Raw genomic sequence first — 25,349 nt, 5'->3', positions numbered from 1 at the left:
CCCACCTTGATAGATGGCCCGCGGGGCCGACCCCTATAAAAATTAAACCACATGCCATCCTTAGGATACGTTACTCCGCAAACCATGCATTTTGCGCAGCCGCTGCCGCTGCAAAGCGGCGCATCGCTGCACGACTACATGCTGGTGTATGAAACCTACGGCACCCTCAACGCCGACAAATCCAACGCGGTGCTGGTCTGCCACGCGCTCAACGCCTCGCACCACGTGGCTGGCGAATACGAGGGCAAGCCGAAGAGCCAGGGCTGGTGGGACAATATGGTCGGTCCCGGCAAGCCGCTCGACACCGACCAGTTCTTCGTCATCGGCATCAACAACCTCGGCTCCTGCTTCGGCTCGACCGGGCCTATGCACGTCAATCCCGCCACCGGCAAGCCCTATGGCGCGGCCTTCCCGGTGGTGACGGTGGAGGACTGGGTCAACGCCCAGGTGCGCCTGGCAGACCAGCTGGGCATCACGCAGTTCGCCGCCGTCATGGGCGGCTCGCTGGGCGGCATGCAGGCGCTGGCCTGGTCCATCATGTACCCGGACCGTTTGCGCCACTGCGTGGTGATCGCCTCCACCGCCAAGCTGTCGGCGCAGAACATCGCCTTCAACGACGTCGCCCGCCAGGCCATCCTGTCGGATCCCGATTATCGCGGCGGCGACTTCTATGAGCACGGCGTGGTGCCGAAGAACGGCCTGCGCGTGGCGCGCATGGTGGGCCACATCACCTATCTGTCGGACGACGACATGGCCGAGAAGTTCGGCCGCAAGTTGCGCGCGGTCGCAGATAACCCGGCGGAGGCGGGCGACTACAAATTCGGCTTCGGCGTCGACTTCGAAATCGAATCCTACCTGCGCTACCAAGGCGACAAGTTCAGCGAATACTTCGACGCCAACACCTACCTGCTGATCACCAAGGCGCTCGATTACTTCGACCCGGCACGCAAGCATGGCGGCGACCTGGCCAAGACGCTCGCGGGCACCAAGGCCAAGTTCTTCCTGGCCTCGTTCACCACCGACTGGCGCTTCTCGCCGGAGCGCAGCCAGGAGATCGTCAAGGCGCTGATCTGCAACCGCCGCCAGGTCACCTACGCGGAAATCGACGCGCCGCACGGCCACGACGCCTTCCTGCTGGAGGACCCGCGCTATATGAGCCTGGTGCGCGCCTACTACGGCCAGGTGTGGAACGACATTAACCAGAAAGCGGCAGCATGAACTTCAACGATTTAAGCGGCGCCCGGCCGGACCTGGCCTTCATCGCCCACTGGGTGCCGAAGAATGCACACGTGCTCGATGTCGGCTGCGGCGACGGCGTGATGATGGACTACCTGCAAAGCGACAAGCAGTGCAGCGGCTACGGCATCGAGATCGCCGACGACAAGGTGCTCGACTCCACCAAACGCGGCGTGCGCGTGATCCAGCAGGACATGGAGAAGGGCCTGGCCCTGTTCGGCGACAACAGCTTCGACACGGTGCTGTGCCTGTCGTCGCTGCAGATGATGAAGCATGTGGAGCCGCTGCTGCGCGACATCGTCCGCGTCGGCAAGGAGGCGATCGTCTCGTTCCCCAACTTCGCCTACTGGCCGCACCGCGTGGCCTTGCTGAAGGGCCGCATGCCGGTGTCGGAATCGCTGCCCTACGAGTGGTACGACACGCCCAATATGCGCTGCGCCACCATCACCGATTTCCGCGACCTGGCCGAAGAGTGCGGACTGGAAGTGATCGACTGCGTGGCGCTGGCGGAAGGCCAACGCGTCTCGTTCCTGCCCAATCTGCGCGGCGACCTCGCCGTGTTCCGCCTGCGTAAAAAGGCCAGCCACTAATGACCATCCAGGAACAGCCAACGAGCGCGCCCGGCTGGCGCACCTACCTGAACGGCCGCACCGTCTCCATCCTGTTCCTGGGCTTCAGCTCCGGACTGCCGCTGTACACGCTGATCTACCTGATGCAGGCGTGGCTGGCCAAGTCCGGGCTGGACGTGAAGGCGCTGGGCCTGTTCGCGCTGGTGACCTTTCCGTACACCTTCAAGTTCCTGTGGGCGCCGTTCATGGACCGCTACGCCATCGGCTCGCTGGGCCGGCGGCGCGGCTGGATGGCGCTGACGCAGCTGTCGCTGTTCCTGGTGATCGGTGGCCTCGGCATGCTGAACCCGAAACTGGAGCTCACGCTGATCGCCGGCACGGTGTTCCTGATCGCCTTCATGTCGGCCAGCCAGGACGTGGTGATCGACGCCTACCGCCGCGAGATCCTGGCCGAGAATGAACAGGGCCTGGGCGCGGCCATCATCGTCAACGCCTACAAGGCCGCCAGCCTGATACCGAGCGCGCTGGGGCTGGTGCTGGCGGACAGCATGTCGTGGCAGGCCGTGTTCTGGATCGTCGCCGCCTTCATGCTGCCGGGTTTTGTATGCACGCTGCTGGCCAGGGAGCCCGCCGTGTATGGCGCGCCGCCGAAGAACCTGCAGGAGGCCGTGGTGCTGCCGTTCCGCGAGTTCGTGCAGCGCGACGGCTGGAACCAGGCCTTGCTGATCATCGGCTTCGTGCTGCTCTACAAAATCGGCGACAGCATGGCGACCGCGCTGTCGACCAAATTCTTCCTCGATATCGGCTTCACCACCAAGCAGATCGGCCTGGCGGCCAACGCTACGGGCTGGTGGGCGGCGCTGGCCGGCGGCGCGGTCGGCGGCATCTGGATGATCAAGCTGGGCATCAACCGCGCCTTGTGGGTGTTCGGCGTGTTGCAGGCGCTGGCGATCCTGGGCTTCGCCTGGCTGGCCCGCACCGGACCCGATCCGCTGCTGCTCAGCGCCGTCTTCGGCTTCGAAGCCTTCGCCAGTTTGGGGCTGGGCGCGGCGGCGCTGGTGGCGTTCATGTCGCGCGCCACCGATCCGCGTTACACTGCCACCCAATACGCATTGTTTTCCAGCCTGGCCGCGGTGCCGCGCACATTCATCAACTCCTCGGTAGGATATATTGTGGCGGAAACCGGCTGGTTCTGGTTCTTTATTGTGTGCTTCATCCTGGCGTTTCCTGCCATGATGATGCTGCCGAAAATCGCCCCATGGAATACCAGGAATGAACAAGCTTAAACTCAACGCCGCCTTGCTGGCGCTGGTCTGCTGCGCCGGCGCTGTCGCGCCCGTAGTCGCCGGCGGCCAGGACGACGGCATCCCCGTCAGCAGCATGTCGCGCCTGCGCGGCCTGGGCGGCGACGCCCGCCAGTTCGACCAGCAATCGAAGCTGCAATACGACCAGATGCTGGCCCAGGCCCACCAGAAGGACGCCGTCGCCACCGAGCGCAACCCGCAGCTGATACGGCTGCGCGCCATCGCCAAGCGCCTGATCCCGTTCACCGCGCGCTGGAACCCGGACGCCGCCAACTGGAAGTGGGAAGTCAACCTGCTCAACTCGCCGACGGTGAATGCCTTCTGCATGCCGGGCGGCCGCATCGCCTTCTACAACGGCATCCTGACCAAACTGAACCTGACCGACGACGAAGTGGCGATGGTCATGGGTCACGAGATCGCCCACGCGTTGCGCGAGCACGCGCGCGAGCAGGCGGGCAAGAACACCATCACGTCGGTCGGCACGCGCATCCTTGGCGCGGTGGGCTCGGCCTACTTCGGCGTCGATCCGCGCCTGGGCGACGCCGCCGCCGGCATGGTGGCGCAGGGCGCCGCGCTGAGCTTCTCGCGCGGCGACGAAAGCGAAGCTGACCTGGTCGGCCTGGATCTGGCGGCGCGCGCCGGCTACGATCCACGCGCCGGCATCGCGCTGTGGCAGAAGATGAGTGCGGTGAACAAGAGCCAGCCGCTGCCCTTCCTGTCCACGCACCCCAGCGGCAGCAAGCGCATCGAGGACATGAACAAGAATATGTATCTGGTGTTACCGGTGTACGCGCGAGCCAAGGGACTGGACCCGAACGCGCTGCCGCCGTATCACTCGCTGGCGCTGCCGCGCTCATAATGTCGCGCACGCCGCTGCCGATGCGCGACGGTGTCGCGCCCAGCTATCTGTGGCTGCCGGAAGGGCGGTGGCCGGACCTGCTCACCTTCCTGGTCGCGCGCTATCCCGACGTGACGGAAGCGTCCTGGCGCGACCGCATGGCGCGCCGCGAGGTGGTGGACGGCGACGGCAACGCGCTGGCGCCGCACAGCGCCTACCGGCGCGGCATGCGCATCTTCTACTACCGCGAGCTGGATGCCGAGACGCCGATTCCGTTCCAGGAGGAGGTGCTGTTCATGGACGAGCATCTGGTGGTGGTCGACAAGCCGCACTTCCTGCCGATGATACCGACCGGCCGCTTCCTGCACGAGACGCTGCTGGTGCGGCTGAAGAAAAAGCTGGGCGAGCAGGATCTGACGCCGATCCACCGCCTGGACCGCGAGACGGCCGGCGTGGTGATCTTCTCGCGCCGGCAGGACAGCCGGGGCGCCTACCAGTCGATGTTCCAGAAGCGCGTGATCGAGAAAGAGTACGAAGCGCTGGCGCCGCGCCTGCACGGGCGCGAGTTCCCTTTTACTTACCGCAGCCGGATGGTCGACGGCGACAAATTCTTCATCATGAAGGAAGAGGCGGGCGAGCCGAATTCGGAAACGCTGATCGACGTCATCGAGCACCGCGCCGATTGCACCTTGTACCGGCTGCATCCGCACACCGGCCGAAAGCACCAACTGCGCGTGCATCTGGCGTCGCTGGGCATCCCCATCATCAACGACGCCTTCTACCCGGTGGCGCTGCCCTGCAAGCAGGACGATGTTTCGCAGCCGCTGAAACTGCTGGCGCGCCGCATCGCCTTCACCGACCCGCTAAGCGGCGAGCGCCGCGAATTCCGCAGCCGCCGCAGCCTGTAATAAAGCGGGGGTCAAGTCTGACATTCGGACACGAGCTCTTCCGTAGCAGCCGCTACGGAAGAGCTCGTGTCCGAATGTCAGACTTGACCCCCGAGGGGTTAGGCGTAGGTGATCGTCAACGGCGCGTGGTCGGAGAACTTTTCTTCCTTGTAGATCGCCACCGTGGTGGCCTTGGCGGCGATGCCCGGGGTGGCGACGTGGTAGTCGATGCGCCAGCCGACGTTCTTGGCGTAGGCCTGGCCGCGGTTGCTCCACCACGTGTATTGCTCCTCGCGCGGGTCGAGGCCGCGGTGCACGTCGACGTAGCCGACTTCGTCGAAGATGCGCGTCATCCATTCACGCTCCTCCGGCAGGAAGCCGGAGTTCTTCTTGTTGCCCTTCCAGTTCTTCAGGTCGATTTCCTTGTGGGCGATGTTCCAGTCGCCGCAGATGACCACTTCGCGGCCCTCGGCGTGCAAGGCTTGCAGGTGCGGCAGGAACAGGTCCATGAAGCGGAACTTGGCTTCCTGGCGCTCCGGACCGGACGAACCGGACGGGCAGTACACCGAAATCACCGTCAGGTTGCCGAAATCGCAACGCACGTAGCGGCCCTCGGCATCGAACTCCGGCGAGCCGAAGCCGATCACCACGCGGTCCGGCTCGACCTTGCTGTAGACGCCGGTGCCGGAATAGCCTTTTTTCTCGGCATAGTGGAAGTGGCCGTGGTAGCCGCCCGGGTTGAGGAATTCCGGCGTCATGTCCGGCGCTTGCGCCTTCAATTCCTGGACACAGACGAAGTCGGCGTCCTGCGTGGCCATCCATTTGAAAAAGCCCTTGCTGGCGGCGGAGCGGATACCGTTCAGGTTGGCGGAGATGATTTTTGGCATGGTCGATTCGATGCGTAAATTTTGGAATGCGCTAGTGTAGCGTTAAAATACAGGCACTTTATAGAAATGAGGCAGTATGGATAACTTACGTCAGGAATTTATTGCATTTTCGGTCAAGACCGGTGTGTTGCGCTTCGGCGAATTCACCACCAAGGCCGGGCGCCAGTCGCCATACTTCTTCAACGCCGGCCTTTTCCACGACGGCGCCACGCTGGCCCAGCTGGCGCAGTTCTACGCGCAGACGCTGCTGGACTCCGGCGTCGAGTTCGACATGCTGTTCGGCCCCGCCTACAAGGGCATCACGCTGGCCTCGGCCACGGCGGTGGCGCTGGCCGGCAAGGGCCGCAACACCTCGTTCGCCTTCAACCGCAAGGAAGCCAAGGACCACGGCGAGGGCGGCACCATTGTCGGCGCCAAGCTGCAAGGCAAGGTCGTCATCATCGACGACGTGATCTCGGCCGGCACCTCGGTGCGCGAATCGGTGGACATGATACGCGCCGCCGGCGCCGAACCGTGCGCCGTGCTGATCGCGCTGGACCGCATGGAGCGCTCGGGCAAGGACGGCCAGCTGTCGCCCAACTCGGCGGTGCAGGAAGTGGCCCAGACCTACAACATCCCGGTGATCTCGATCGGCAACCTGGACGACCTGTTCAGCTACCTGAACGGCGCCGGCGCCGACCCGCAACTGTTGCAATACAAGGACGCCGTGGCCGCCTACCGCACCCGCTACGGTATTGCCTAAATTGCCATATTGCTAGACTTTGAAATTTCTTTGATGTAACCTCACTCGGTATATCGGAGACAAAAGGGGCAAACCCATGAACATCGCAACACTGAAGGTGCACGGCGACGACGACGGCCTGTTCGACATCCGCGATGGATTGCCGACCGAGCCGGACAGCGACTGGGAAAAGGGCGACGTCAAACCCGACGGCCGGGTACGCCTCGATTCGGGTTTCTATGTGGCCATCGGCGCCGACCAGAATCCGGACGAACTGCTCAAGCAGATCCGCCACTACCTGGCCGAGTGCCAGGCGCGCGGCATCCACTTCGAGCGTTCGGATGTGGCGGCCGAGCTGCGCATCTCCTTCACCACCGAGCGTGGCGAAGCGACCCCCAGCCTGGACTTCACGCTGGCCGACCTGAATCTGCTGGTCGAGATGGGCATCAACCTGAGCATCACGGCTTGATGCGGTTCTCCGAAGACCGCCTGGCCAGCTTCCGCGCCGGTCCGCAGGCCGAGCGCCGCATCCACATCTGGGAACCTGCCGCGCCGCGCGCGGTGATCCTGGCCATCCACGGCGGCATGGCGCACGCCGGCGACTACGTCACGCCGGCGCTGTACTTCCGCCAGCACGGCATCGCCACCGTGGCCTACGACCTGTGCGGCCACCAGGACGCGCGCCGGGTCGACATCCCCGGCTTCGGCGTCTTCCTGGACGATAGCGTGACCTTCCTGCAATGGGTCAAGCAGCAGTATCCGGGCTTGCCGATCTATGTGATGGGCCATTCGATGGGCGCGCTGATCGCCACCCATCTGGGCCTGGGCCATTTCGCCGGCGACGCCGCCATCAAGGGCTTCATCCTGTCGTCGCCGTACTACGTGAACGCGATCAAGGTGTCGCCGGTGCTGCTGGCGCTGGCCGGCGTGCTGGGCGCGCTGGCGCCGCGCATGAAGGTGCCGCTGGCGCCGCTGACCGATATGCTGACCCACGACAGCGCCATCACCGCCCGCCACCACGACGATGAGCGCGACGGCATCCGCGCCACTGAGATCACGGTCCGCTTCGGCAACGCGCTGACCCATGCGCAGCAAGGGCTGGCGCCGCGCATGCCGGCGTGGTCGCACCGGCTGTTCGCGGTGGTGGCCGGCGACGACAAGCTGGCCGACGCCGATGCGGCGGAGCGGATGCTGAAATCGGTGCCGGCCGCGCTGCTGACGTACCAGCGGCACGCGCACAACTACCACGAGAATTTCAACGAGCTCAATCGCGAGCAGATCTTCGCCGACATCCTGAACTGGATGGGGGCCGACGCTACAAGGTAATGGTGACGCGGGCGCCGCCCAGCGGCGACTCGTCGATGGCGATGGCGCCGCCGTGCAGCTGCACGGCCTTGGCGGCGATGGCCAGACCCAGGCCGTAGCCGCTGGCGGCGTAGTCCTGTTCGCGGGACAGCCGGTAGAACGGCTCGAACACGCGCTCGCGGGCGTCGGGCGGGATGCCGGGGCCGTCGTCCTCCACCGTGATGCGCACGGCCGCGCCATCGCGCACTGCCGACAGCACGATGCACGACGCCGCGTACTTGGCGGCGTTGCCCAGCAGGTTGTTGACGGCGCGCGCCAGCAGGCGGGGATCGCCTTGCAGCTCTCCCAAATCGTCCGTGATGCCGGCGCTGAACTCATGCGCCGACGGTTGCGGCGGCGCGCAGCCCAGCAACAGCGGCGCCAGCGCGAACAGCTGGCGCGGCATGGATTGCGCCTGGTCGAGCTGCGTCAGGCCTAGCAGCTCGTTGACCAGCGTTTTCAATTCCTCGACATCGGTCTCCATCGCCACGATGCGCTTTTGCAGCGCCGGATCGTCGACCGCGTGGCGTTCGCGCAGCAGCTCCAGGCCGAACGCCAGCCGCGCGATCGGCGTGCGCAGTTCGTGCGATACCGAATGCAGCAGGTTCTTGTGCGCTTCCATCAGCAGGCCGATACGCTCGGCCATGTCGTTGATGCGGCCGGCCAGCGGCGCAATGCTGGACGCCGGCCGCACCGTGGCCCGCGCCGCCAGGTTGCCCTGGCCGAAATCGTCGGCCACCTTCGACAGCGCCAGCAAGCCGCGCCAGTGCCGGCGCGACCACCAGCCTATCGGCACCAGCAGGAACAGCGCGATCACGCCGAAGCGGATGGCCTCCATGCCCAGCGCCTGGCCGATGTCGATCGGCAGGCGCTGGGCGTGGATCACGTCGTCGTCGCTGCCGATGTAGCGCGCGCCGGTGGTGTCGACGCGGCGGTAGAACGCCTTGCCGCCGACGTCGATGACCACCGCGCCCTGCCGCAGCTGGTCGCGCTTGGAGGAGGGCAGCGCCGCCAGCGCCGCCTGCAGCGGCTGCAGTTCCAGCGTGGCCTCGGATACCTCGCGCACCTTGTTCAGGCGCGGCAGCCATTCGTCGGCGGGCGCCTTGTCGATGTACTGCTCCAGCAGGAAGATCTGGCCGGCCGCCTGGCGGCGCGCGATCTCCTCCAGCGGATCGCCGAACAGGCGGCTGAAGGTGAAGTAGATCGCGCAGGTCGCCAGCGTGATGGCCAGCACCACCAGCAGTGCGAAGCGCCAGAAGAGACGGTTCATTCCCAGGCCGAGGGGCTGAACAGATAGCCTTCGCCCCAGACGGTCTTGATGCGTTCCGCGCCGCCGTCGCCGAACTTGCGGCGCAGGCGCGAGATGCAGTTGTCGATGCTGCGATCGAGGCCGTCGAATTCGATGCCGCGCATCTTGACCAGGATGTCGTTGCGCGACATGACCTTGCCCGATGCATCGGCCAGGATCACGAACAGCTTGAACTCCGCGCTGTTCATCGCCACTTCCTCGCCGCGCCAGTAGACGGCGCGGTTCTCGCGCGAGATGCGCAGCTGGCCGATGACGATGTCGCTGTTGGCGGCGCCGCTGCCGCGCCGCTGCAGCGCGCGCAGGCGGGCCAGCAGCACGCGCGGCTGCACTGGCTTGTTGACGTAGTCGTCGGCGCCTTGTTCGAGGCCGGAGACCTCGTCGAAGCTGTCCTCGCGCGCCGTCAGTATCAGGATCGGCACGGCGCTGAGCTGGCGCAGCTGGCGGCACACCACCAGGCCGTCGACGCCGGGCAGGGTCAGGTCCAGTATCACCAGGTCCGGCTGGGTATCGCGGAAATGGTCGAGCGCGCGGTCGCCGCGTGTCACCACGTCGACTGCGTAATCGTATTCGTCCAGGTATTCCTTGATCAGCGCGGCAAGCCGCGCATCGTCTTCCACCAGCATTACACGCTGCATCGCGCCTCCATTTCGCAGGTATTGTAGTGGAGCGCGGCGCCGAAGTGGCATTTTCGACAATCGGGTACATATTCGTACACTTTCTATACAAATGCCGCCTACAAATTGAGGACAATTCCACGACAGACCGAGGCGGATTCCGCGGCGACGGGTGCCTAACATTGGAGGCTCCTACTTCAACCTGGAATTCGAACATGAAAAAAATTGTCTGCAGTGCCCTGATCGCCCTCTCCGCAAGCTCGCTGGCGCAGGCCGAAGGGTTGTATGTCGGCGCCAATGTCAGCTCCCAGACCAGCGGCAATATCAAATTTACCGACAATGGTGTGACGACGGAGCGCGGCGCGGCCAGGAAGGCGACGCCATTGGGTGTGTTTGCGGGATATGATCTGTCGCCGGTATGGGCGCTGGAAGCCGGTTACCGCGCCGACGCCGGCTCGACCAGCTTCGACCTCACCCCTGGCTACCAGCTCAAGGCGCGCGTCAGCACGGCCTATCTGGCGGCACGGGGAACCTGGAAGCTGAGCGAAGATTGGTCGTTGTTCGGCAAGGCGGGCATCGGACAGGGCCGCATGAAGATGGACATCAGCGGCAAGGACGCTCCGGCTGGCGAGTCGGTGAACAAGACCGGCTTGTACCTGAGCGTGGGCGCTTCCTACCTGATCACCAAGGACGTGGCGCTGCAACTGGAATTAGAGCATACCAATAAACTCGAACACGAAGGCTTCACCGCCAAGACCGATCGTATCTCCCTGGGTGTGCGCTTCGGTTTTTAAGGAATACAGAAAGAGGACATGAGCAAGCTATCCCCGTTATTTTTGCTGTTGGCCGCGTGCGGTCCGGCGCTGGCCGACAACACCACCGAGTTGATGATGCCCGATGGGAGCAAGGATATGTATGCGGGGGTGGCGTTCACCACCAAGACGGCGGCGGCGGAGGGCGAGAAGCGCCCGGTGATCCTGCGGCCGTTGTTCCAGGTCCAGTGGAGCAATGGCATATTTGTGTCGGCCAATGGCGTGGTGGGCATGCACCTGTCTGAAACGGCGGGCGTGGAATATGGGCCGCTGATCTTCGCCAGCGACTCGCGCAATCCGGGCGACAGCTGGCGCCTGCGCGGCACGCATCCGGTCAGGGGTTCGGTGGATGTCGGTGGCTTTTATAACTACTACCTGGGCGATGAGGCGCGCGTGACGTCGAACCTGATGTACGACACCAGCGCGCACGGTTTTCGTGGCCAGGTCGGGCTGCAGAAAACCCTGCCGGCGCCGGCACCGCATCACACGGTGACTTTGTCGGCCGGCGTTTCGCTGGCCAGCGATCCGGTGATGCGCGAGTTGTATGAGGTGAGCACCGCCACCGGCGGCGTGCGCGACTACCGTCCTTCCGCCGGCGTGATGGGCGTGAGCGCGGGCGTCAACTGGAACTGGGCCTTGAGCAGCAAGTGGCTGATCAACAGTTCGGTGACCGGCATGCGGCTGGGCAGCGGGCCGGCCGGTGCGCCGTTCGTCGATCGCCGCAACTTCATCACCTGGTCCAGCGGACTGGCGTACCGGTTTTAAGCGGCATGTTCAAACTCCTCCTATTAGTTCTTGCCTTGCTGCCGGCGTTCGCCAGCGCGCAGGAGGACTCCGACTGGATCGAGTATCGCGACGCCTATCGCCAGATGATCTGGTTTGAAAAATACGGCAAGCCCAAGCAGTTTTTGCAGAACCACTTCCGCATCCGTCCGCGCGACAAGAGCGTGGCCATGGATGGCTTGCGGCTGACCCTCAACAGCAAGACTGCGCACCTGTCGCTGCCGCTCGACGCGCTGGGGCGCGCCGTGTTCCCGTTTTCCAAGGCGGCCTATGACGACAACGCGGAGCTGACGGTGAACCGCAAGGCGGGGCAGCTCAAGTCCGGCGCCTGGGTGTCGATCGTGACGCGGCCGGACGGCGTCTACGCGGCCGCCGATCTGCGCACCGCCTGCGATCAATTGCTGGCCTACCTGCGCTATTCCGGCGAGGCTGCCGGAAAAAGCTGCGCCGGGGTGCAGTTCTCGTATCCGAAGAACGACACATCGCAGGTGCAGTTCCACGCGGCCGGCGGCGCCGTCACCATGCTGGCCGCGAAAGAGGGGCCGGCCTTCACGGGCGATGTCGTCGCCAGTTTCAGGGTATTCGTTTATCGCTTCGCCGCGCTGCCGGAGGCGGGGCAGGTCATCACCAGCAGCACGCCGCTGGCGATCGCCGCGCTGCTGGAATGATCCTAGTAGGCCGCCCTGACGGGAACCGTTGCGATCACTGCGGTTCCCGCACCCGGCGTGCTGACGATTTCCAGGCTGGCGCCGATGCCGCTGGCGCGTTCCTTCATCCCGACCAGACCCCAATGGCCAGGCCGGTGGCCTGCTGCGGCGACGGCGTCGTCCAGCCCCCTGCCGTTGTCGCGAATGCGCATGACGAAGGCTGTGGCGGCATATTCCAGTTCAAGCTCGATCCGGCTGGCGTCGGCGTAGCGTGAGGCATTGAACAGCGCTTCCCGTGCGATGGCGTAGACCTCTTCGTGCACGGCGGGGCGCAATTGTCTCGGCACGCCGGTGACCTTGATCTCAAACGCATGCGCGCGATGTTCGGCCAACCCTTTTCCGAACTGCTCGAGGGTCAGCTCCAGCGCGTCCGGCGAGGCCGACGCCCGCAGGTCCATGACCTGATCTCTTCCTTCTACCAGCAGTTGTTCCGCCAGGTGGAGCGTCTGGTCCAGGTGCGTGCGCTCCTTGGTGCCTTTCTTCAGGCTCCGGCTATGCGAGTCGAAAGTTATGAGCAAGGCCTGCATGCTTTGTAACAGGTTATCGTGCAGGGCGCGCGCGATGCGCGTGCGTTCCGCCAGCCGCGCATGCAGTCGTTCCTGCATTCGCTGCGTCAGGTGGCGGATCCGCATTGCGTAGGCGGAGTACAACAGCAATAGGCCCAACGCCGCCAATAACAGTTTGAACCAGCCGCTTTGCAAGAACGTCGGCGGTATCTCTATCTCCAGCGCTGCGCCTTTGGTATTCCAGACGTTGTCCTCGTTGGATGCGATGACTTCAAAGCGATATTTGCCCGGCGCCAGATTGGTGTAATAAGCTTGCCGGCGGCCTGTTGCTTCCTGCCACGCGCGATCCAGTCCGACCAACCGGTAGCGCACGCGCACGCGCTCGGGAATCGACAGGCTGGGCGCGGTGAAGTCGATCTGCAGATTCTGCGTTCCCGCCAGCAGGCCGAGGCCAGGTCCGGCTGGGATGGCGTAGCGCGCGCCGTCGGCGATTACGCTGACGATTTCCACCGGCGGAGCCAGCGGATTGCGCAGTATGTGGGCCGGATCGATGGTGCCGACCGAGCCCGTTGTCGCGTACCACAACACGCCGTCGCTGGCGCGCCGCAGCGAAGGCACCGGCCGCAGCTGCGGTGCGTGGCCTTGCATGCCATCCTGCGCGTCGAAACGTTCGAACGGCACGGCGGCGCTGGCGTCTCTCAACCATGCCTCGACATCGGCGGCGATGACGTGATACAGGCCATCCGCGCCATGCAGCCACAGGTCGCCGCCTGGCAGCCTGACGATGCCGGATACGCCTCGAAAATCTTCGCTACGCTCGCCATGCAGGGTGACGAAGCGGCCGTCGCGATACAGGGCGACGCCGTTTTCTCCGCCAGCCCACATTGCCTTGCCATCGAAGTAGACCTGCATGACCGTGCCCAGTTGCAGACCATTCTTCGAACCCAGCGTGCTGACCGCGTTGCCGTTGACGACGGTGATCTGGCTGCGCAGATGCGCCATCCAAAGGGCCCCCTGGCCATCCAGTGTCATGGACGTGGTTAACAGATCGGAGAGGCCCTGCAATCCGCCCGACTTGATCCACTGGCCGTCGACAAGCTTGTAGACGCCTTTGCCGGCGGCGAACGAAGCCCACAAGGCGCCGTCGCGATCCTGCTGCAACGCGTGGACGCGCAGACCTTTCAGTTCGGCGGGATAGGGAATCGACGTCACGGCGCCATCGCGGCCGCGCCGTTGCAGGCTCTCCGTCCCACCCAGCCACAGGATGCCGTCCGCTCCCGTGTAGCTGGCTGTCAGCGGTCCCGCCACTTCGCGGCTGACGCGTCCGGCGGGACTGAACTTCCAGAGATCGCTTGCATAGTCTCCCACCCAGACATCTCCGGAAGGCCCGGCAACGAGTGCCGGATACTCCAGTTGTTTATCCACCGGGATGGTTCTCAGGCGATTCGGGCGTAGCCGGTCTATCCCGCGCGATGTGCCTATCCACAGATTGCCCTCGCGATCCTGGAACCTTGTGGTGAGCATCGGACCGCTGATGCCGTCCTCCTTCGACAAGCGCTGCTCTGGCAGGCTGGGGCGCCCGGGTGGCGCCAGCTTGCGCTCCAGGCCATCGATATGCATCATCCACATCGTTCCCTGGTGATCGAAGTGCATGCCGTAGCCCTCAAGTTCGGGCTTGAGCGGCTCGCCGGCGGGCGGCTGCGTGGCGCGCACCCGGTAGTAGCCGTCTTTGAAGTCGTTGCCCCATATCGTGCCGTCCGGCGCCTCGCATAGCCAGACTAGCGCATGACGTGGCCAAGCCCGGTCGAAGCGGGTTTCGCCTGGTCTGCGAAAGTAAGCGCCCGTGTTGGTGCCGATCCAGGTCGTGCCATCGCGTGCGAACAAGATCTGGAACACGCCCAGGGCCGGCAGCCCCAGCTCGGGCCCCAGGTACTGGAAACGACTGCCGCCGGCCGGCAGCACCGTCAGGCCGTCGCGCATCGCCGCCCAGATCGCGCCATCGGGCGCCGCTTCGATGTGCATGGCGCCGACCGGATGCAAGCCGTCCGCCTCCGCATAGGTATGCGCCGCGCCATGCTTCCTGAACACGGATACGCCGCCGACGCGGTAGCCTACCCAGACCGCGCCATCGGGCGCGGTGGTCAGCGCCATGATGTTGCTGGACTCAAGCGGCTGGCCGTGGACCTTGTCGGTGCGCTCGAAATGCACGCCGTCAAAGCGATACAGGCCGGTTGGCGTGGCGATCCATAGCCAGCCGTCGGGACCTTGTGCAAACTTGGTTACGCTGGTTGGCGCGCCATCCAGTTCGGTCCACGCCGTGTGGGTGTAGTCGATCAGCAGGGGGGCCGGCTCTGCGGCGTGGATGAAGTTAAACCCGGCAATCAGAAGTAAGAAAAACGATGCTTTGAATGCGCGTAGAGTCATAGTGAGATGTTGCGTTATGCAGAGCTACCGATCGTCCGCCAGATCATCTAATAGCTTCTGGAATCGGGGAAGGTAAGCGCCCCTATTATTTGTGCGGAAAAACTCAAGATAGATTCTTTTCAAGTCTTCGTAGCGCGGATCATTTGACAGCTTTGCTGCGATAAGCCCGTAGTGGCAGCGATTCTGCGGATTCGCATGATAGCGGCATTGAGCGGATTCCGGACTGCAATTTAACAGATCGGAGTACGCCGCGTAGGAATACTGCTGCTCTATGAAAGGGATGGCGGTGTCGTTGATAAACGCGTTTGCCCTGGCGATAAACAGATCGACGTCTTGTTCAGAGTCGATCGTCATCGTGTCCACTGTAGAAAAATTGATCGTTGTATAAACGGATTGAGACCGTTTGTCGACCGCCGATGTTTTGTGGAAAATGCTGTCGATGGCGTCATTCCTGACGCTGCACCAGATACTCATCCAATGATTGCCGACATTGGAGCCGGTAAACAGGAAATTGACGGCCCGCCGTTCACCCGGTGACGATTTTTCGAAGGCCGAGCGCGACTTGACATATTTGTAGGATAAAGCGAGCAGCCGTTCACTGCATGCCTGGACTACCCGTGCCTTCGTATTTTCCCAATCACCGATCATAAAATCTCAGGTTCGGATAAGAATTTCATTGGGCTTCCGTAAAGAGACGCTTGAGCTTACGGCCGCCGGTGATCTCGAAGCCGTGGCGCTCATAGAACGCCAGGCTACGATCGAATTCCGGCAGCGGCGGCGTGCAGACCTCCAGCCGGTTCCAGCGGCGCTTGCGCGCCAGTTCGGCGGTGGCGTTCAGCAGCAGGCCGCCGACGCCGTTGGCGCGGAACGGCGGGGCGACGAAGAACTCCTGCATGGTCGCCAGGGCACCTTCCGCATACAACGCGCGGCCTTCGGAGATGCCGACGAAACCGATTGCCTCACCTTCCGCAATTGCGATCAGCGCGAGATATTTTTCCTCGCGCAGCAGGGCGTGGCACAAGCTGGCGGTTTTTTGCGGGTCCAGGTTGAAGGTCTTCACGCCCAGGCGCCGGGAAATCTCTTCGGTCAGCGCCACGGCCATCGCCGCGATGGCGGCAGCATCTTCAGGAACGGCCAGGCGTATTCTCGTATCGGTCATTGATTTGTTCTTTAGTCGTAAGGTTGAACAGGATAGCAGTTTGCGATCCGTGAATACTCGCGCTTTCTCACAGCGTCTGCTTTTCACCGCGAAGGCTCCAGTTCTGAGTTCAAGCGATTCTGGTGAGAGTGAAAGGTAGCAGGCTAGCTAGCGTTTGCAAGAGACTGGGAACTAGCGGCAACAATGTAGCCAAGGTGTTCGAAGGAGTTTCACTTACGGTAAAAACCGTATGGTTGGGCAGATAGCGGCGTAGCCCGGCGGGGACAGATTCATCAAGCAGCACGCGCATGATCGAGCAGTCGACTCTTCGCCGCCTCGATAACTGCCACGGCCATTTCCCTGGAAACGGTAGGGAAATCTGTCAAGAATTCATCAAGCGAGGAGGGGCCAACCAAATAATCGAAAAGGTTCTGCACGGGAACCCGCGTCCCTTGAAAGCAGGGAACGCCGCTCATGATTTCTGGATCGCTCTTGATGTACCGGATATCCATTGCCGACTCCTGTATGGAAAGTCTAGCATATTCGGGCGCCAATAAAAACGCCTCACAAGTTGGCTAACTGTGAGGCGTCCGCGAACATATCGCAGAAGGCTTTAGCCGGCCAGCTTGGCCTTCAACAGCTCGGTCAACTGCGCCGGGTTGGCCTTGCCGCGCGAGGCTTTCATCGCCTGGCCGATCAGCGCGTTGATCGCCGCTTCCTTGCCGGCGCGGTACTGTTCCACCGACTTCTCGTTGGCGGCTATGACGTCGTTGACGATCGCTTCCAGCGCGCCGGTGTCGGAGATCTGCTTCAGGCCCTTGGTGTCGATCAGCACGTCCACCAGGTTGTCGTCGGCCGACTTGGCCGCCCACATGTCACCGAACAGTTCTTTCGCGGTCTTGTTGTTGATGGTGCCGTCGGCGATACGCTTCAGCATCAGCGCCAGTTGCGCCGGCGAGACCGGCGCGTCGGCGATGTCCACGCCTTCGCGGTTCAGCGTCGACGAGACGTCGCCCATCAGCCAGTTGGCTGCTGCCTTGGCGTTTTCCTTGCCGGCTTTTTCCACCACGGCGACGAAGTAGGTCGCCATCGCTTTCGACGCGGTCAGCACCAGCGAGTCATATTCCGGCAGGGCGTATTCGCTGACGAAGCGTTCGCGCATCGCGGCCGGCAGTTCCGGCATCGAGGCCTTGACCTTGGCGATCCACTCGTCGGAGATGACCAGCGGCGGCAGGTCCGGATCAGGGAAGTAGCGGTAGTCCTGCGCGTCTTCCTTGCTGCGCATTTCGCGCGTCTCTTTGCGGTCCGGATCGTACAGGCGCGTGGCTTGCACCACCTTGCCGCCGTCTTCGATCAACTCGATCTGGCGGCGCACTTCGACGTGCACCGCTTCCTCGATGAAGCGGAACGAGTTCAGGTTCTTGATCTCGCAGCGGGTGCCGAATTCCTTCTGGCCTTTAGGGCGCACGGAGACGTTGACGTCGCAGCGGAACGAGCCTTCCTGCATGTTGCCATCGCAGACGCCCAGCCACATCACCAGCGAGTGCAGGGCCTTGGCGTAGGCCACCGCTTCGGCGGCGCTGCGGATTTCCGGCTCGGAGACGATTTCCAGCAGCGGCGTGCCGGCGCGGTTCAAGTCGATGCCGCTCATGCCGGCGTAGTCTTCGTGCAGCGATTTGCCGGCGTCTTCTTCCAGGTGGGCGCGCGTCAGGTTGACGGTCTTGGTGACGAATTCGCCATCCTTCTCGTAGCCGAACGTCAGCGAGCCGCCGATGACCACAGGGTCTTCGAATTGGCTGATCTGGTAGCCCTTCGGCAGGTCGGGGTAGAAGTAGTTCTTGCGGGCGAAGATGGATGCCGGCGCGATCTTCGCGCCCACGGCCAGGCCGAAGCGGATCGCGCGGTCCACCGCCTGCTTGTTCATCACCGGCAGCACGCCTGGCAGCGCCAGGTCCACAGGGCTGGCCTGCGTGTTGGCTTCAGCGCCGAACTTGATCGGCGATCCGCTGAAAATTTTAGATTCGGTCGTGAGCTGCACGTGGTTCTCAAGACCGATGACGACTTCCCATTCCATATTGTTCTCGCTTATGTTTGCTTGTCGTTCCCGCGAAAGCGGGAATCCATACTCAGCATGGATTCCCGCTTTCGCGGGAATGACGTTGATCTTAGATGCCGGCGGGTGCGCGGGTGTGCCAGTCGGTCGCCAGCTGGTACTGGTGGGCGACGTTCAGCAGTTTCGCTTCGCCGAAATGCTTGCCGATGATCTGCAGGCCCACAGGACGGTTCTTGGCGCCGAAGCCGACCGGGATCGACATGCCGGGCAGGCCGGCCAGGCTGGTGGACAGCGTGTAGATGTCGGCCAGGTAGGCGGCCACCGGGTCGTCGGACTTGTCGCCCAGGTCCCAGGCTACGGTCGGCGCGACCGGTCCCATGATGACGTCGCAGACGGCGTTCGGGCCGTTCAGCACCGCTTCGAAATCCTGCGCGATCAGGCGGCGGATCTTTTGCGCCTTCAGGTAGTAGGCGTCGTAGTAGCCGTGGCACAGCACATAGGTGCCGACCATGATGCGGCGTTTGACTTCGGCGCCGAAGCCTTCGGCGCGGGTCTTGCGGTACATGTCCGACAGGTCCTTGTACTCCGCGGCGCGGTGGCCGTAGCGCACGCCGTCGAAACGCGACAGGTTGGACGAGGCTTCTGCCGGCGCGATCATGTAGTAGGCAGGGATGGACAGCGCGGTGTTCGGCAGCGAGATGTCGACCAGCGTCGCGCCCATCTCGACGTACTTGGCCAGCGCGGCGCGCACGGCGTCTTCCACGTCCTTGGCCAGGCCTTCGCCGAAGTATTCCTTCGGTACGCCGATGCGCAGGCCCGCCAGCGGCTGGCCCAGTTCACGGGTGTAGTCTTCGTCGATGCCGCCCATTTCAGGCGTCAGCGAGGTCGAGTCGCGTTCGTCGAAGCCGGCCATGGCGTTGAGCAGCAGCGCGCAGTCTTCGGCGGTTTGCGCCATCGGGCCGCCCTGGTCCAGCGACGAGGCGAAGGCGATCATGCCGAAGCGCGATACGCGGCCGTAGGTCGGCTTGATGCCGGTGATGCCGCAGAAGGCGGCCGGCTGGCGGATCGAGCCGCCGGTGTCGGTGCCGGTGACGGCCGGCGCCAGGCGCGCGGCCACGGCGGCGGCGGAACCGCCTGAGGAGCCGCCAGGCACGGCGTTCTTGTCCCACGGGTTTTTCACCGCGCCAAAGGCCGAGTTTTCATTGGCCGAACCCATGGCGAATTCGTCGCAGTTCAATTTGCCCAGCGTGACCATGCCGGCCGCGCGGAATTTCTCCACCACGGTGGCGTCGAACGGGCTGACGTAGTTGGCCAGCATTTTGGAGCCGGCGGTCGAGCGCCAGTCGCGGGTGACGAAGATGTCCTTGTGGGCGATCGGCACGCCGGTCAGCGGGGTGGCGGTGCCGGCGGCGATGCGGGCGTCCGCTTCGGCCGCTTGCGCCAGGGTCAGCGCGCGGTCCACGTGCAGGAAGGCGTTCAGGTCGCTCTGCTCGATGCGGTCGAGGAAGTGCGTGGCCAGTTCGGTGGCGGTGATGGCTTTGCTTTGCAGCAGCGCGGACAGCTCTTTAATGGTTTTGGTGTGCATGGCGTTTCAATTCAGATTCGTTGCGGCGTCGTCCTCGCGCAAGCGGGGACCCATGGGACGCTGGCCAAATCGGCTCAGCATGGATTCCCGCCTGCGCGGGAACGACGGTGTTACTCGATCACCTTCGGCACCAGGTACAGGCCGTCCTGGGTCTTGGGCGCGACGGCCTGGTAGTCTTCGCGGCGATTGGCCTCGGTGGCCACGTCTTCGCGCAGGCGCAGGGCGATGTTGTTCATGTGCGCCGCCAGCGGGTGGCTCAGCGGGGCGACGCCGTCGGTGTCGACCGCCTGCATCTGTTCGGCCAGCGCGAAAATGCCGTTCAACTGGTCCAGCGCCGTGGCGCTCTGCTGCTCGCTCATCTCAAGTTGTGCCAGTTTGGCAATGCGGGTTACGTCGGATAGGGTCAGGGACATGGCGAATGGCGCGGATGGGCCGCGCAAGGTTTAATTGTAATATTGATAAAAAACTGGAAATTCTGCCTATTCGCTGGCAAAAGCAAAGGATTACCGCTTAATTCGCGGACTCAACCGATACACTTTTGGCGGGATTTTCGGCAAATCGCATTCAAATTATAAGGTAGAATGGCGGGTTGATGCGTTGCTGGCGCCGAATCATTGCAGCCGCCGCGTCTCCACAGGATTTCTTTCTAACGGCTTACGCGCACATCAGTAGCGCCACAGGACACACATGTTTGGTTTTTTACGCAGGTATATTTCCACCGATCTGGCCATCGACTTGGGCACGGCCAACACTCTGATCTACGTTCGCGGCCAGGGCATCGTCCTGGATGAGCCGTCGGTCGTGGCGATTCGCCAGGAAGGCGGCCCTAACGGCAAGAAGACGATCCAGGCGGTCGGTAAAGAAGCAAAACAGATGCTGGGCAAGGTCCCCGGCAACATCGAGGCCATCCGCCCGATGAAAGACGGCGTGATCGCCGACTTCACCGTCACCGAGCAGATGCTGAAACAGTTCATCCGCATGGTGCACGATTCCAAATTCTTCCGTCCTTCGCCGCGCATCATCATCTGCGTGCCGTGCGGCTCGACCCAGGTCGAGCGCCGCGCGATCCGCGAATCGGCGCTGGGCGCTGGCGCCTCGCAGGTCTACCTGATCGAAGAGCCGATGGCGGCGGCGATCGGCGCCGGCCTGCCGGTGTCGGATGCAACCGGCTCGATGGTGGTCGACATTGGCGGCGGCACCACCGAGGTGGGCATCATCTCGCTGGGCGGCATGGTGTACAAAGGTTCGGTGCGCGTGGGCGGCGACAAGTTCGATGAAGCCATCGTCAACTACATCCGCCGCAACTACGGCATGCTGATCGGCGAACAGACCGCGGAAGCGATCAAGAAGGCCATCGGTTCGGCCTTCCCGGGTTCGGAGGTGAAGGAAATGGAAGTCAAGGGCCGCAACCTGTCCGAAGGCATTCCGCGCTCGTTCACGATTTCGTCCAACGAGATCCTGGAAGCGCTGACCGACCCGCTGAACAACATCGTCTCGGCCGTGAAGAACGCGCTGGAACAGACGCCGCCGGAACTGGGCGCCGACATCGCGGAAAAAGGCATGATGCTGACCGGCGGCGGCGCGCTGCTGCGCGACCTGGATCGCCTGCTGATGGAGGAAACCGGCCTGCCGGTGCTGGTGGCGGAAGATCCGCTGACCTGCGTGGTGCGCGGCTCCGGCATGGCGCTGGAGCGGATGGACCAGCTGGGCTCGATCTTCTCCTACGAATGATCTGACAAAGACGGGGCCGCGAAACAGCGGCCCCGATGCATTGGGATGAGTTGACAGTCTCGTTGGCGCGCGAGCGCCGGATTATTGGAAGTCATGGAATACAGTCCTCCGCCACTTTTCAAGCAAGGCGCCTCCGCCCGCGTCAAGATGACGGTGTTCGCGTGCATATCGATTGGACTGCTGTTGGTCGATTCGCGCATGCACACCCTGACGACCGTGCGCAAAGCGGCAGCCACCGTGCTGTATCCGCTGCAAATGGCAGCCCTGCTGCCGCGCGACGCCATCTACGGCGTCGGCGATTATTTCTCTACCTTGTCGTCGCTGGAAAAGCAGGTGCGCGAGCTCAAACGCCAGCAGATCGCCGGCGCGCTGGTGCTGCAGCAAGCCCAGCTCCAGACCGCTGAAAACGGCCAGCTGCGCCGCCTGATGGACGCGCGCGAGCATCTGCCGGTGAAATCGATGCTGGCCGAGATCCTGTACGACGCGCGCGACGTCAACAGCCGCAAGGTGATCCTCGACCGCGGCACCCAGCAAGGCGTGGCCCTCGGCCTGCCGGTGATCGACAACCAGGGCGTGGTCGGCCAGGTTACGCGCGTGTTCCCCTTTACTTCCGAGGTGACGCTGCTGACCGACAAGGAGCAGGCCATTCCCGTGCAGCTGCTGCGCAACGGCTTGCGCAGCGTGGCCTATGGCCGCGGCAAGTCCGGCGCGCTGGAGCTGCGCTTCACGGCGCCCAACGCGGACATCCAGGTCGGCGACATCGTCGTCACCTCGGGCCTGGATGGCGTTTATCCGGCCGGCCTGGCGGTGGCCCGTGTGAGCCAGGTGGAAAACAGCGCGGCCGGTTCCTTCGGCGGCGTGGTGTGCCAGCCGCTGGCCGGCATCTCCAACAATACGCAGCTGTTGATCCTGATGTCGACGCCCGATATGCCTCCGCGTCCGCCGGACGAAGAGGCGCGCGCGCTCAAGAAGCACAATAACAAGATGGCGCCGATCAAGGAGGCGCCGAAAGACGGCGTCGACCCGGCGCCTGCAGGTACCGCACCCGCGCCTGCGCCGGCCGGTCCGCCCGGCCTGATGCCGGTGATGCCGCCGCCCGCGCCGAAACCGGCGCCCGCCGCCGCCACGGCGACGCCTGCCGCTGCGACGCCGGCCGCCGCATCGCCGGCCGCGCAGGGGGCTGCACCTGCCGCCGCACCAGCCGCTGCCGCTGCCGCTGGCGCGCCTGCCGTCACCAAACCGAAGGAACCGGCACGATGAATCGTCCCCACTATATCCTGCTGCCGGTCAGCCCGCTGTTCATCGCCTTCAGCCTGTTCTGCGCGTTCCTACTGAACCTGCTCCCCTGGGGGAACTTCATCGGCGTGCCCGACTTCGTGGCGCTGGTGCTGGTGTTCTGGGGCGTGCACCAGCCGCGCAAGGTCGGCATCGGCACCGCCTTTTTCCTCGGTCTGCTGATGGACGTGCACGACTCCACGCTGCTGGGCGAGAATGCGCTGGCCTACACGCTGCTGTCCTACTTCGCGATCATGCTGCACCGCCGGGTGCTGTGGTTCCCGCTGCTGACGCAGGCCATGCACGTGTTCCCGCTGCTGCTGATGGCGCAGTCGGTGCAGCTGGTGGTGCGCTTCTTCGTGTCCGGCAAATTCCCAAGCTGGTTCTACTTCATCGAAAGCGTGATCGCCGTGGCCCTGTGGCCGCTGGCGACCTGGCTGCTGCTGGCGCCGCAGCGCCGCGCGGTCGACCGCGACCACACCCGCCCGATCTGACGCCCCGGTCGCTTGTGTATGTGTGCCCGAATAACCTATATCTTGTCATTCCCGCGCAGGCGGGAATCCATGCGACGTCGCTGCGGATGCTGCGTATGGGTTCCCGCCTGCGCGGCGGTCCGCCGACGCGGAACGACGGTGCTGTATGACTGAACTCAAGGACAACCAACGCGAGCTGCACCAGTTCCGCCTGCGCCTGACGGTGCTGGGGGGGCTGGTGTTCCTCTGCTTCGCCGCGCTGCTGGCGCGCTTCATCTGGCTGCAGGTCTACAAGCATAGCGACTACGTCGCCCAGGCCGAAGAGAACCGCATCGCCATCGTCCCCATCGAACCGAATCGCGGCCTGATTTTGGACCGCAACGGTGTGGTCCTGGCGCGCAACTACTCGGCCTTCACGCTGGAGATCACGCCGTCCAAGCTGAGCGCCACGCTGGACGAAACCATCGACGAGCTGTCCAAGCTGATCACGGTGGAGACCAAGGACCGCAAGCGCTTCAAGAAGCTGCTAGAGGAATCCAAGGGCTTCGAAAGCGTGCCGCTGCGCACCCGCCTGACCGACGAGGAAGTGGCGCGCTTTTCGGCGCAGCGCTTCCGCTTCCCCGGCGTGGAAGTGCAAGCGCGCCTGTTCCGCCAGTATCCGCTGGGCGAGATCGCCTCGCACGTGATCGGCTACATCGGCCGCATCAACACCTCGGAAGCCAAGGCCATCGCCGACACCGAGGACGCCGCCAACTACAACGGCACCGACCATATCGGCAAGGAAGGCCTGGAGAAGAGCTACGAGAGGCAGCTGCACGGCGTCACCGGCTACGAGGAGGTGGAGAAGTCGGCCGGCGGCCGCGCCATCCGCACCTTGTCGCGCACCGCCGCCACGCCGGGCAGCAATCTGATCCTGTCGATCGACATCGAACTGCAAAAGGTGATCGAGGAAGCCTTCGGCGAATGGCGCGGCGCGCTGGTCGCCATCGAGCCGGAGACGGGCGACATCCTGGCCTACGTCTCGCGCCCCGGTTACGATCCCAACCTGTTCGTCGACGGCATCGATTCGCAAAGCTGGAACGACCTCAATACCTCGCTGGACAAGCCGATGGTGAACCGTCCGCTGTCGGGCACCTATCCTCCCGGTTCCACCTTCAAGCCCTTCATGGCGCTGGCCGCGCTGGAACTGGGCAAGCGCACGCCCGGCCAGACCATCTTCGATCCGGGTTCGTTCACGCTGGGCGGCCACAAGTTCCGCGACGATAAACCGGGCGGCCACGGCACGGTCGACATGTACAAGTCCATCGTCGAATCCTGCGACACCTACTACTACATGCTGGGCAACGAGATGGGCATCGACGCCATCCACGATTTCATGCAGCCATTCGGCTTCGGCCAGCTGACCGGCATCGACCTGGAACACGAGAAGCAGGGCGTGCTGCCGTCCAAGGAATGGAAGCGCAACCGCTTCAAGAAGAATCCGGCGGCGCAGAAGTGGGTCGGCGGCGACACCATCTCCATCGCCATCGGCAATGGCTTCAACACCTACACGCCTTTGCAGATGGCGCACGCGGTCTCCAACCTGGCCAACAACGGCATCGTCATGAAACCGCACCTGGTGAAGATCATCGAGGACAGCGTCACGCGCGCGCGCAAGCTGACGGTGCCCAAGGAAAGCTACCGCATCCCGCTCAAGCAGGAGCATATCGACATCATCAAGAACGCCATGGTGGGCGTGACCACCGGTGGCACGGCGGCGCGCGCCTTCGCCGGCGCCGGCTACACCTCCGGCGGAAAGACCGGTACCGCGCAGCTGGTGGCGATCAAGAAGAACGAGAAGTACAACGCCAACCTGATCGCCGAGCGCCTGCGCGACAACGCGCTCTACACCGCCTTCGCCCCGGCCGACAAACCGCGCATCGCCATCGCGGTGGTGGTGGAGAACGGCGGCTTCGGCGCCGGCGTGGCCGCGCCCATCGTGCGCAAGGCGCTGGACTACTACCTGCTGGGCAAACGCCCGAACGAAAAAGAAACCACCCGTGTGCCGAAGGAGGACGCCGAGCTGCGCTCCGTGCCGGACGTCCAGGCCGAACAGGGCGTCAGCGACGACAAGAAGCCGGGCGCCGAAACCCCCGGCAACAAGGAATAAAGGA

Annotated in this window: 25 protein-coding genes; 15 read left to right on the top strand and 10 right to left on the bottom strand. The window is 63.9% G+C overall.

Annotated features, from left to right (window positions below; translation table 11 throughout):
* Positions 1-51 precede the first annotated feature (51 nt).
* Genes metX through ACEN9O_RS04760 form a run of 5 tightly spaced genes read left to right on the top strand, consistent with a single transcriptional unit; the run spans position 52 to position 4,855 of the window.
* Positions 52-1,218, top strand: a complete 1,167-nt coding sequence (metX, locus tag ACEN9O_RS04780; RefSeq protein WP_495616497.1) for a homoserine O-succinyltransferase MetX — start codon at positions 52-54, stop codon at positions 1,216-1,218.
* Complete coding sequence (gene metW / locus ACEN9O_RS04775; protein ID WP_495616496.1) at positions 1,215-1,826, top strand: methionine biosynthesis protein MetW; 612 nt, start codon at positions 1,215-1,217, stop codon at positions 1,824-1,826. Before metX ends, metW begins: the two co-directional genes overlap by 4 nt.
* A complete protein-coding gene (locus ACEN9O_RS04770) occupies positions 1,826-3,091 on the top strand; it encodes an AmpG family muropeptide MFS transporter (RefSeq protein WP_495616495.1) in 1,266 nt (421 codons plus the stop codon). The genes metW and ACEN9O_RS04770 overlap by 1 nt, the downstream gene beginning before the upstream one ends.
* A complete protein-coding gene (locus tag ACEN9O_RS04765; RefSeq protein WP_495616494.1) occupies positions 3,078-3,968 on the top strand; it encodes a M48 family metallopeptidase in 891 nt (296 codons plus the stop codon). Before ACEN9O_RS04770 ends, ACEN9O_RS04765 begins: the two co-directional genes overlap by 14 nt.
* Entirely contained in the window at positions 3,968-4,855 is an 888-nt protein-coding gene (locus ACEN9O_RS04760) for a pseudouridine synthase (RefSeq protein ID WP_495616493.1), read from the top strand. Before ACEN9O_RS04765 ends, ACEN9O_RS04760 begins: the two co-directional genes overlap by 1 nt.
* A 98-nt stretch (positions 4,856-4,953) precedes the next feature.
* On the opposite strand, the gene ACEN9O_RS04755 is transcribed toward ACEN9O_RS04760, so the two are convergent.
* On the bottom strand, positions 4,954-5,721 hold the full coding sequence (locus tag ACEN9O_RS04755) for an exodeoxyribonuclease III (protein ID WP_495616492.1): 768 nt from the start codon (positions 5,719-5,721) through the stop codon (positions 4,954-4,956).
* Positions 5,722-5,797: 76 nt separating this feature from the next.
* Between ACEN9O_RS04755 and pyrE the strand changes: the two genes are divergently transcribed.
* The 3 genes from pyrE to ACEN9O_RS04740 all read left to right on the top strand — a co-directional run bounded on the left by pyrE (position 5,798) and on the right by ACEN9O_RS04740 (position 7,768).
* A complete protein-coding gene (gene pyrE, locus ACEN9O_RS04750) occupies positions 5,798-6,463 on the top strand; it encodes an orotate phosphoribosyltransferase (protein WP_495616491.1) in 666 nt (221 codons plus the stop codon).
* Between the two features lie 76 nt (positions 6,464-6,539).
* Positions 6,540-6,911 (top strand): hypothetical protein, encoded by a 372-nt coding sequence (locus ACEN9O_RS04745; protein WP_495616490.1) that lies wholly within the window; start codon positions 6,540-6,542, stop codon positions 6,909-6,911.
* Positions 6,911-7,768, top strand: a complete 858-nt coding sequence (locus ACEN9O_RS04740; RefSeq protein WP_495616489.1) for an alpha/beta fold hydrolase — start codon at positions 6,911-6,913, stop codon at positions 7,766-7,768. The genes ACEN9O_RS04745 and ACEN9O_RS04740 overlap by 1 nt, the downstream gene beginning before the upstream one ends.
* Here the strand turns inward: ACEN9O_RS04740 and ACEN9O_RS04735 are convergent.
* Both ACEN9O_RS04735 and ACEN9O_RS04730 read right to left on the bottom strand, forming a co-directional pair.
* Positions 7,758-9,056, bottom strand: coding sequence for an ATP-binding protein (locus tag ACEN9O_RS04735; protein ID WP_495616488.1), 1,299 nt, complete (start codon positions 9,054-9,056; stop codon positions 7,758-7,760). The genes ACEN9O_RS04740 and ACEN9O_RS04735 overlap by 11 nt on opposite strands.
* Positions 9,053-9,730 carry a response regulator gene (locus ACEN9O_RS04730; protein WP_495616487.1) on the bottom strand — a complete coding sequence of 226 codons (678 nt, stop codon included), beginning with the start codon at positions 9,728-9,730 and terminating at the stop codon, positions 9,053-9,055. The genes ACEN9O_RS04735 and ACEN9O_RS04730 overlap by 4 nt, the downstream gene beginning before the upstream one ends.
* Positions 9,731-9,924: 194 nt before the next feature.
* Between ACEN9O_RS04730 and ACEN9O_RS04725 the strand changes: the two genes are divergently transcribed.
* From ACEN9O_RS04725 to ACEN9O_RS04715, 3 genes are read left to right on the top strand one after another with little or no spacing between them, the layout of a single operon-like run.
* Entirely contained in the window at positions 9,925-10,503 is a 579-nt protein-coding gene (locus ACEN9O_RS04725) for a porin family protein (RefSeq protein ID WP_495616486.1), read from the top strand.
* Between the two features lie 18 nt (positions 10,504-10,521).
* On the top strand, positions 10,522-11,286 hold the full coding sequence (locus ACEN9O_RS04720) for a MipA/OmpV family protein (RefSeq protein ID WP_495616485.1): 765 nt from the start codon (positions 10,522-10,524) through the stop codon (positions 11,284-11,286).
* A gap of 5 nt (positions 11,287-11,291) precedes the next feature.
* Positions 11,292-11,972, top strand: a complete 681-nt coding sequence (locus ACEN9O_RS04715; RefSeq protein WP_495616484.1) for a hypothetical protein — start codon at positions 11,292-11,294, stop codon at positions 11,970-11,972.
* A gap of 2 nt (positions 11,973-11,974) precedes the next feature.
* On the opposite strand, the gene ACEN9O_RS04710 is transcribed toward ACEN9O_RS04715, so the two are convergent.
* The 7 genes from ACEN9O_RS04710 to gatC all read right to left on the bottom strand — a co-directional run bounded on the left by ACEN9O_RS04710 (position 11,975) and on the right by gatC (position 20,130).
* Positions 11,975-14,941, bottom strand: coding sequence for a sensor histidine kinase (locus ACEN9O_RS04710; RefSeq protein ID WP_495616483.1), 2,967 nt, complete (start codon positions 14,939-14,941; stop codon positions 11,975-11,977).
* A 24-nt stretch (positions 14,942-14,965) separates the two neighbouring features.
* Positions 14,966-15,589 (bottom strand): hypothetical protein, encoded by a 624-nt coding sequence (locus tag ACEN9O_RS04705; protein WP_495616482.1) that lies wholly within the window; start codon positions 15,587-15,589, stop codon positions 14,966-14,968.
* Between the two features lie 25 nt (positions 15,590-15,614).
* Positions 15,615-16,100: a GNAT family N-acetyltransferase gene (locus ACEN9O_RS04700; RefSeq protein WP_495616481.1), complete on the bottom strand. Its 486-nt coding sequence runs from the start codon at positions 16,098-16,100 to the stop codon at positions 15,615-15,617.
* Positions 16,101-16,372: 272 nt separating this feature from the next.
* Positions 16,373-16,591, bottom strand: a complete 219-nt coding sequence (locus ACEN9O_RS04695; RefSeq protein ID WP_495616480.1) for a DUF433 domain-containing protein — start codon at positions 16,589-16,591, stop codon at positions 16,373-16,375.
* A 101-nt stretch (positions 16,592-16,692) separates the two neighbouring features.
* Positions 16,693-18,168, bottom strand: coding sequence for an Asp-tRNA(Asn)/Glu-tRNA(Gln) amidotransferase subunit GatB (gene gatB, locus ACEN9O_RS04690; protein WP_495618426.1), 1,476 nt, complete (start codon positions 18,166-18,168; stop codon positions 16,693-16,695).
* A gap of 76 nt (positions 18,169-18,244) precedes the next feature.
* Positions 18,245-19,717: an Asp-tRNA(Asn)/Glu-tRNA(Gln) amidotransferase subunit GatA gene (gatA, locus tag ACEN9O_RS04685; protein WP_495616479.1), complete on the bottom strand. Its 1,473-nt coding sequence runs from the start codon at positions 19,715-19,717 to the stop codon at positions 18,245-18,247.
* A 110-nt stretch (positions 19,718-19,827) separates the two neighbouring features.
* Complete coding sequence (gatC, locus tag ACEN9O_RS04680) at positions 19,828-20,130, bottom strand: Asp-tRNA(Asn)/Glu-tRNA(Gln) amidotransferase subunit GatC (protein ID WP_492932086.1); 303 nt, start codon at positions 20,128-20,130, stop codon at positions 19,828-19,830.
* A gap of 274 nt (positions 20,131-20,404) precedes the next feature.
* On the opposite strand from gatC, the gene ACEN9O_RS04675 reads away from it, so the two are divergent.
* The 4 genes from ACEN9O_RS04675 (at position 20,405) to mrdA (ending at position 25,345) form a co-directional block, all read left to right on the top strand.
* Positions 20,405-21,448: a rod shape-determining protein gene (locus tag ACEN9O_RS04675; protein WP_008445008.1), complete on the top strand. Its 1,044-nt coding sequence runs from the start codon at positions 20,405-20,407 to the stop codon at positions 21,446-21,448.
* 93 nt (positions 21,449-21,541) lie between these two features.
* Complete coding sequence (gene mreC / locus ACEN9O_RS04670; RefSeq protein ID WP_495616478.1) at positions 21,542-22,708, top strand: rod shape-determining protein MreC; 1,167 nt, start codon at positions 21,542-21,544, stop codon at positions 22,706-22,708.
* Positions 22,705-23,217 carry a rod shape-determining protein MreD gene (mreD, locus tag ACEN9O_RS04665; RefSeq protein WP_495616477.1) on the top strand — a complete coding sequence of 171 codons (513 nt, stop codon included), beginning with the start codon at positions 22,705-22,707 and terminating at the stop codon, positions 23,215-23,217. The genes mreC and mreD overlap by 4 nt, the downstream gene beginning before the upstream one ends.
* Before the next feature lie 145 nt (positions 23,218-23,362).
* Positions 23,363-25,345, top strand: coding sequence for a penicillin-binding protein 2 (mrdA, locus tag ACEN9O_RS04660; protein WP_495616476.1), 1,983 nt, complete (start codon positions 23,363-23,365; stop codon positions 25,343-25,345).
* Positions 25,346-25,349: the final 4 nt, after the last annotated feature.

Source organism: Duganella sp. Dugasp78 (genome assembly GCF_059491455.1).
The sequence above is the reverse complement of the archived record's forward strand: the minus strand, read 5'-3'. Positions and strand labels throughout refer to the sequence as shown.

Excerpts from the sequence above, each read along its gene's own strand:
- metW (WP_495616496.1), top strand. The coding sequence starts at position 1,215 with ATGAACTTCAACGATTTAAGCGGCGCCCGGCCGGACCTGGCCTTCATC.
- mreC (WP_495616478.1), top strand. The coding sequence starts at position 21,542 with ATGGAATACAGTCCTCCGCCACTTTTCAAGCAAGGCGCCTCCGCCCGC.
- ACEN9O_RS04730 (WP_495616487.1), bottom strand. The coding sequence starts at position 9,730 with ATGCAGCGTGTAATGCTGGTGGAAGACGATGCGCGGCTTGCCGCGCTG.
- mreD (WP_495616477.1), top strand. The coding sequence starts at position 22,705 with ATGAATCGTCCCCACTATATCCTGCTGCCGGTCAGCCCGCTGTTCATC.
- ACEN9O_RS04735 (WP_495616488.1), bottom strand. The coding sequence starts at position 9,056 with ATGAACCGTCTCTTCTGGCGCTTCGCACTGCTGGTGGTGCTGGCCATC.
- ACEN9O_RS04745 (WP_495616490.1), top strand. The coding sequence starts at position 6,540 with ATGAACATCGCAACACTGAAGGTGCACGGCGACGACGACGGCCTGTTC.
- mrdA (WP_495616476.1), top strand. The coding sequence starts at position 23,363 with ATGACTGAACTCAAGGACAACCAACGCGAGCTGCACCAGTTCCGCCTG.
- ACEN9O_RS04760 (WP_495616493.1), top strand. The coding sequence starts at position 3,968 with ATGTCGCGCACGCCGCTGCCGATGCGCGACGGTGTCGCGCCCAGCTAT.
- ACEN9O_RS04770 (WP_495616495.1), top strand. The coding sequence starts at position 1,826 with ATGACCATCCAGGAACAGCCAACGAGCGCGCCCGGCTGGCGCACCTAC.
- ACEN9O_RS04715 (WP_495616484.1), top strand. The coding sequence starts at position 11,292 with ATGTTCAAACTCCTCCTATTAGTTCTTGCCTTGCTGCCGGCGTTCGCC.
- ACEN9O_RS04695 (WP_495616480.1), bottom strand. The coding sequence starts at position 16,591 with ATGGATATCCGGTACATCAAGAGCGATCCAGAAATCATGAGCGGCGTT.
- ACEN9O_RS04705 (WP_495616482.1), bottom strand. The coding sequence starts at position 15,589 with ATGATCGGTGATTGGGAAAATACGAAGGCACGGGTAGTCCAGGCATGC.
- ACEN9O_RS04720 (WP_495616485.1), top strand. The coding sequence starts at position 10,522 with ATGAGCAAGCTATCCCCGTTATTTTTGCTGTTGGCCGCGTGCGGTCCG.
- ACEN9O_RS04700 (WP_495616481.1), bottom strand. The coding sequence starts at position 16,100 with ATGACCGATACGAGAATACGCCTGGCCGTTCCTGAAGATGCTGCCGCC.
- ACEN9O_RS04765 (WP_495616494.1), top strand. The coding sequence starts at position 3,078 with ATGAACAAGCTTAAACTCAACGCCGCCTTGCTGGCGCTGGTCTGCTGC.
- pyrE (WP_495616491.1), top strand. The coding sequence starts at position 5,798 with ATGGATAACTTACGTCAGGAATTTATTGCATTTTCGGTCAAGACCGGT.
- ACEN9O_RS04740 (WP_495616489.1), top strand. The coding sequence starts at position 6,911 with ATGCGGTTCTCCGAAGACCGCCTGGCCAGCTTCCGCGCCGGTCCGCAG.
- metX (WP_495616497.1), top strand. The coding sequence starts at position 52 with ATGCCATCCTTAGGATACGTTACTCCGCAAACCATGCATTTTGCGCAG.
- ACEN9O_RS04725 (WP_495616486.1), top strand. The coding sequence starts at position 9,925 with ATGAAAAAAATTGTCTGCAGTGCCCTGATCGCCCTCTCCGCAAGCTCG.
- gatA (WP_495616479.1), bottom strand. The coding sequence starts at position 19,717 with ATGCACACCAAAACCATTAAAGAGCTGTCCGCGCTGCTGCAAAGCAAA.
- gatC (WP_492932086.1), bottom strand. The coding sequence starts at position 20,130 with ATGTCCCTGACCCTATCCGACGTAACCCGCATTGCCAAACTGGCACAA.
- ACEN9O_RS04675 (WP_008445008.1), top strand. The coding sequence starts at position 20,405 with ATGTTTGGTTTTTTACGCAGGTATATTTCCACCGATCTGGCCATCGAC.
- ACEN9O_RS04710 (WP_495616483.1), bottom strand. The coding sequence starts at position 14,941 with ATGACTCTACGCGCATTCAAAGCATCGTTTTTCTTACTTCTGATTGCC.
- ACEN9O_RS04755 (WP_495616492.1), bottom strand. The coding sequence starts at position 5,721 with ATGCCAAAAATCATCTCCGCCAACCTGAACGGTATCCGCTCCGCCGCC.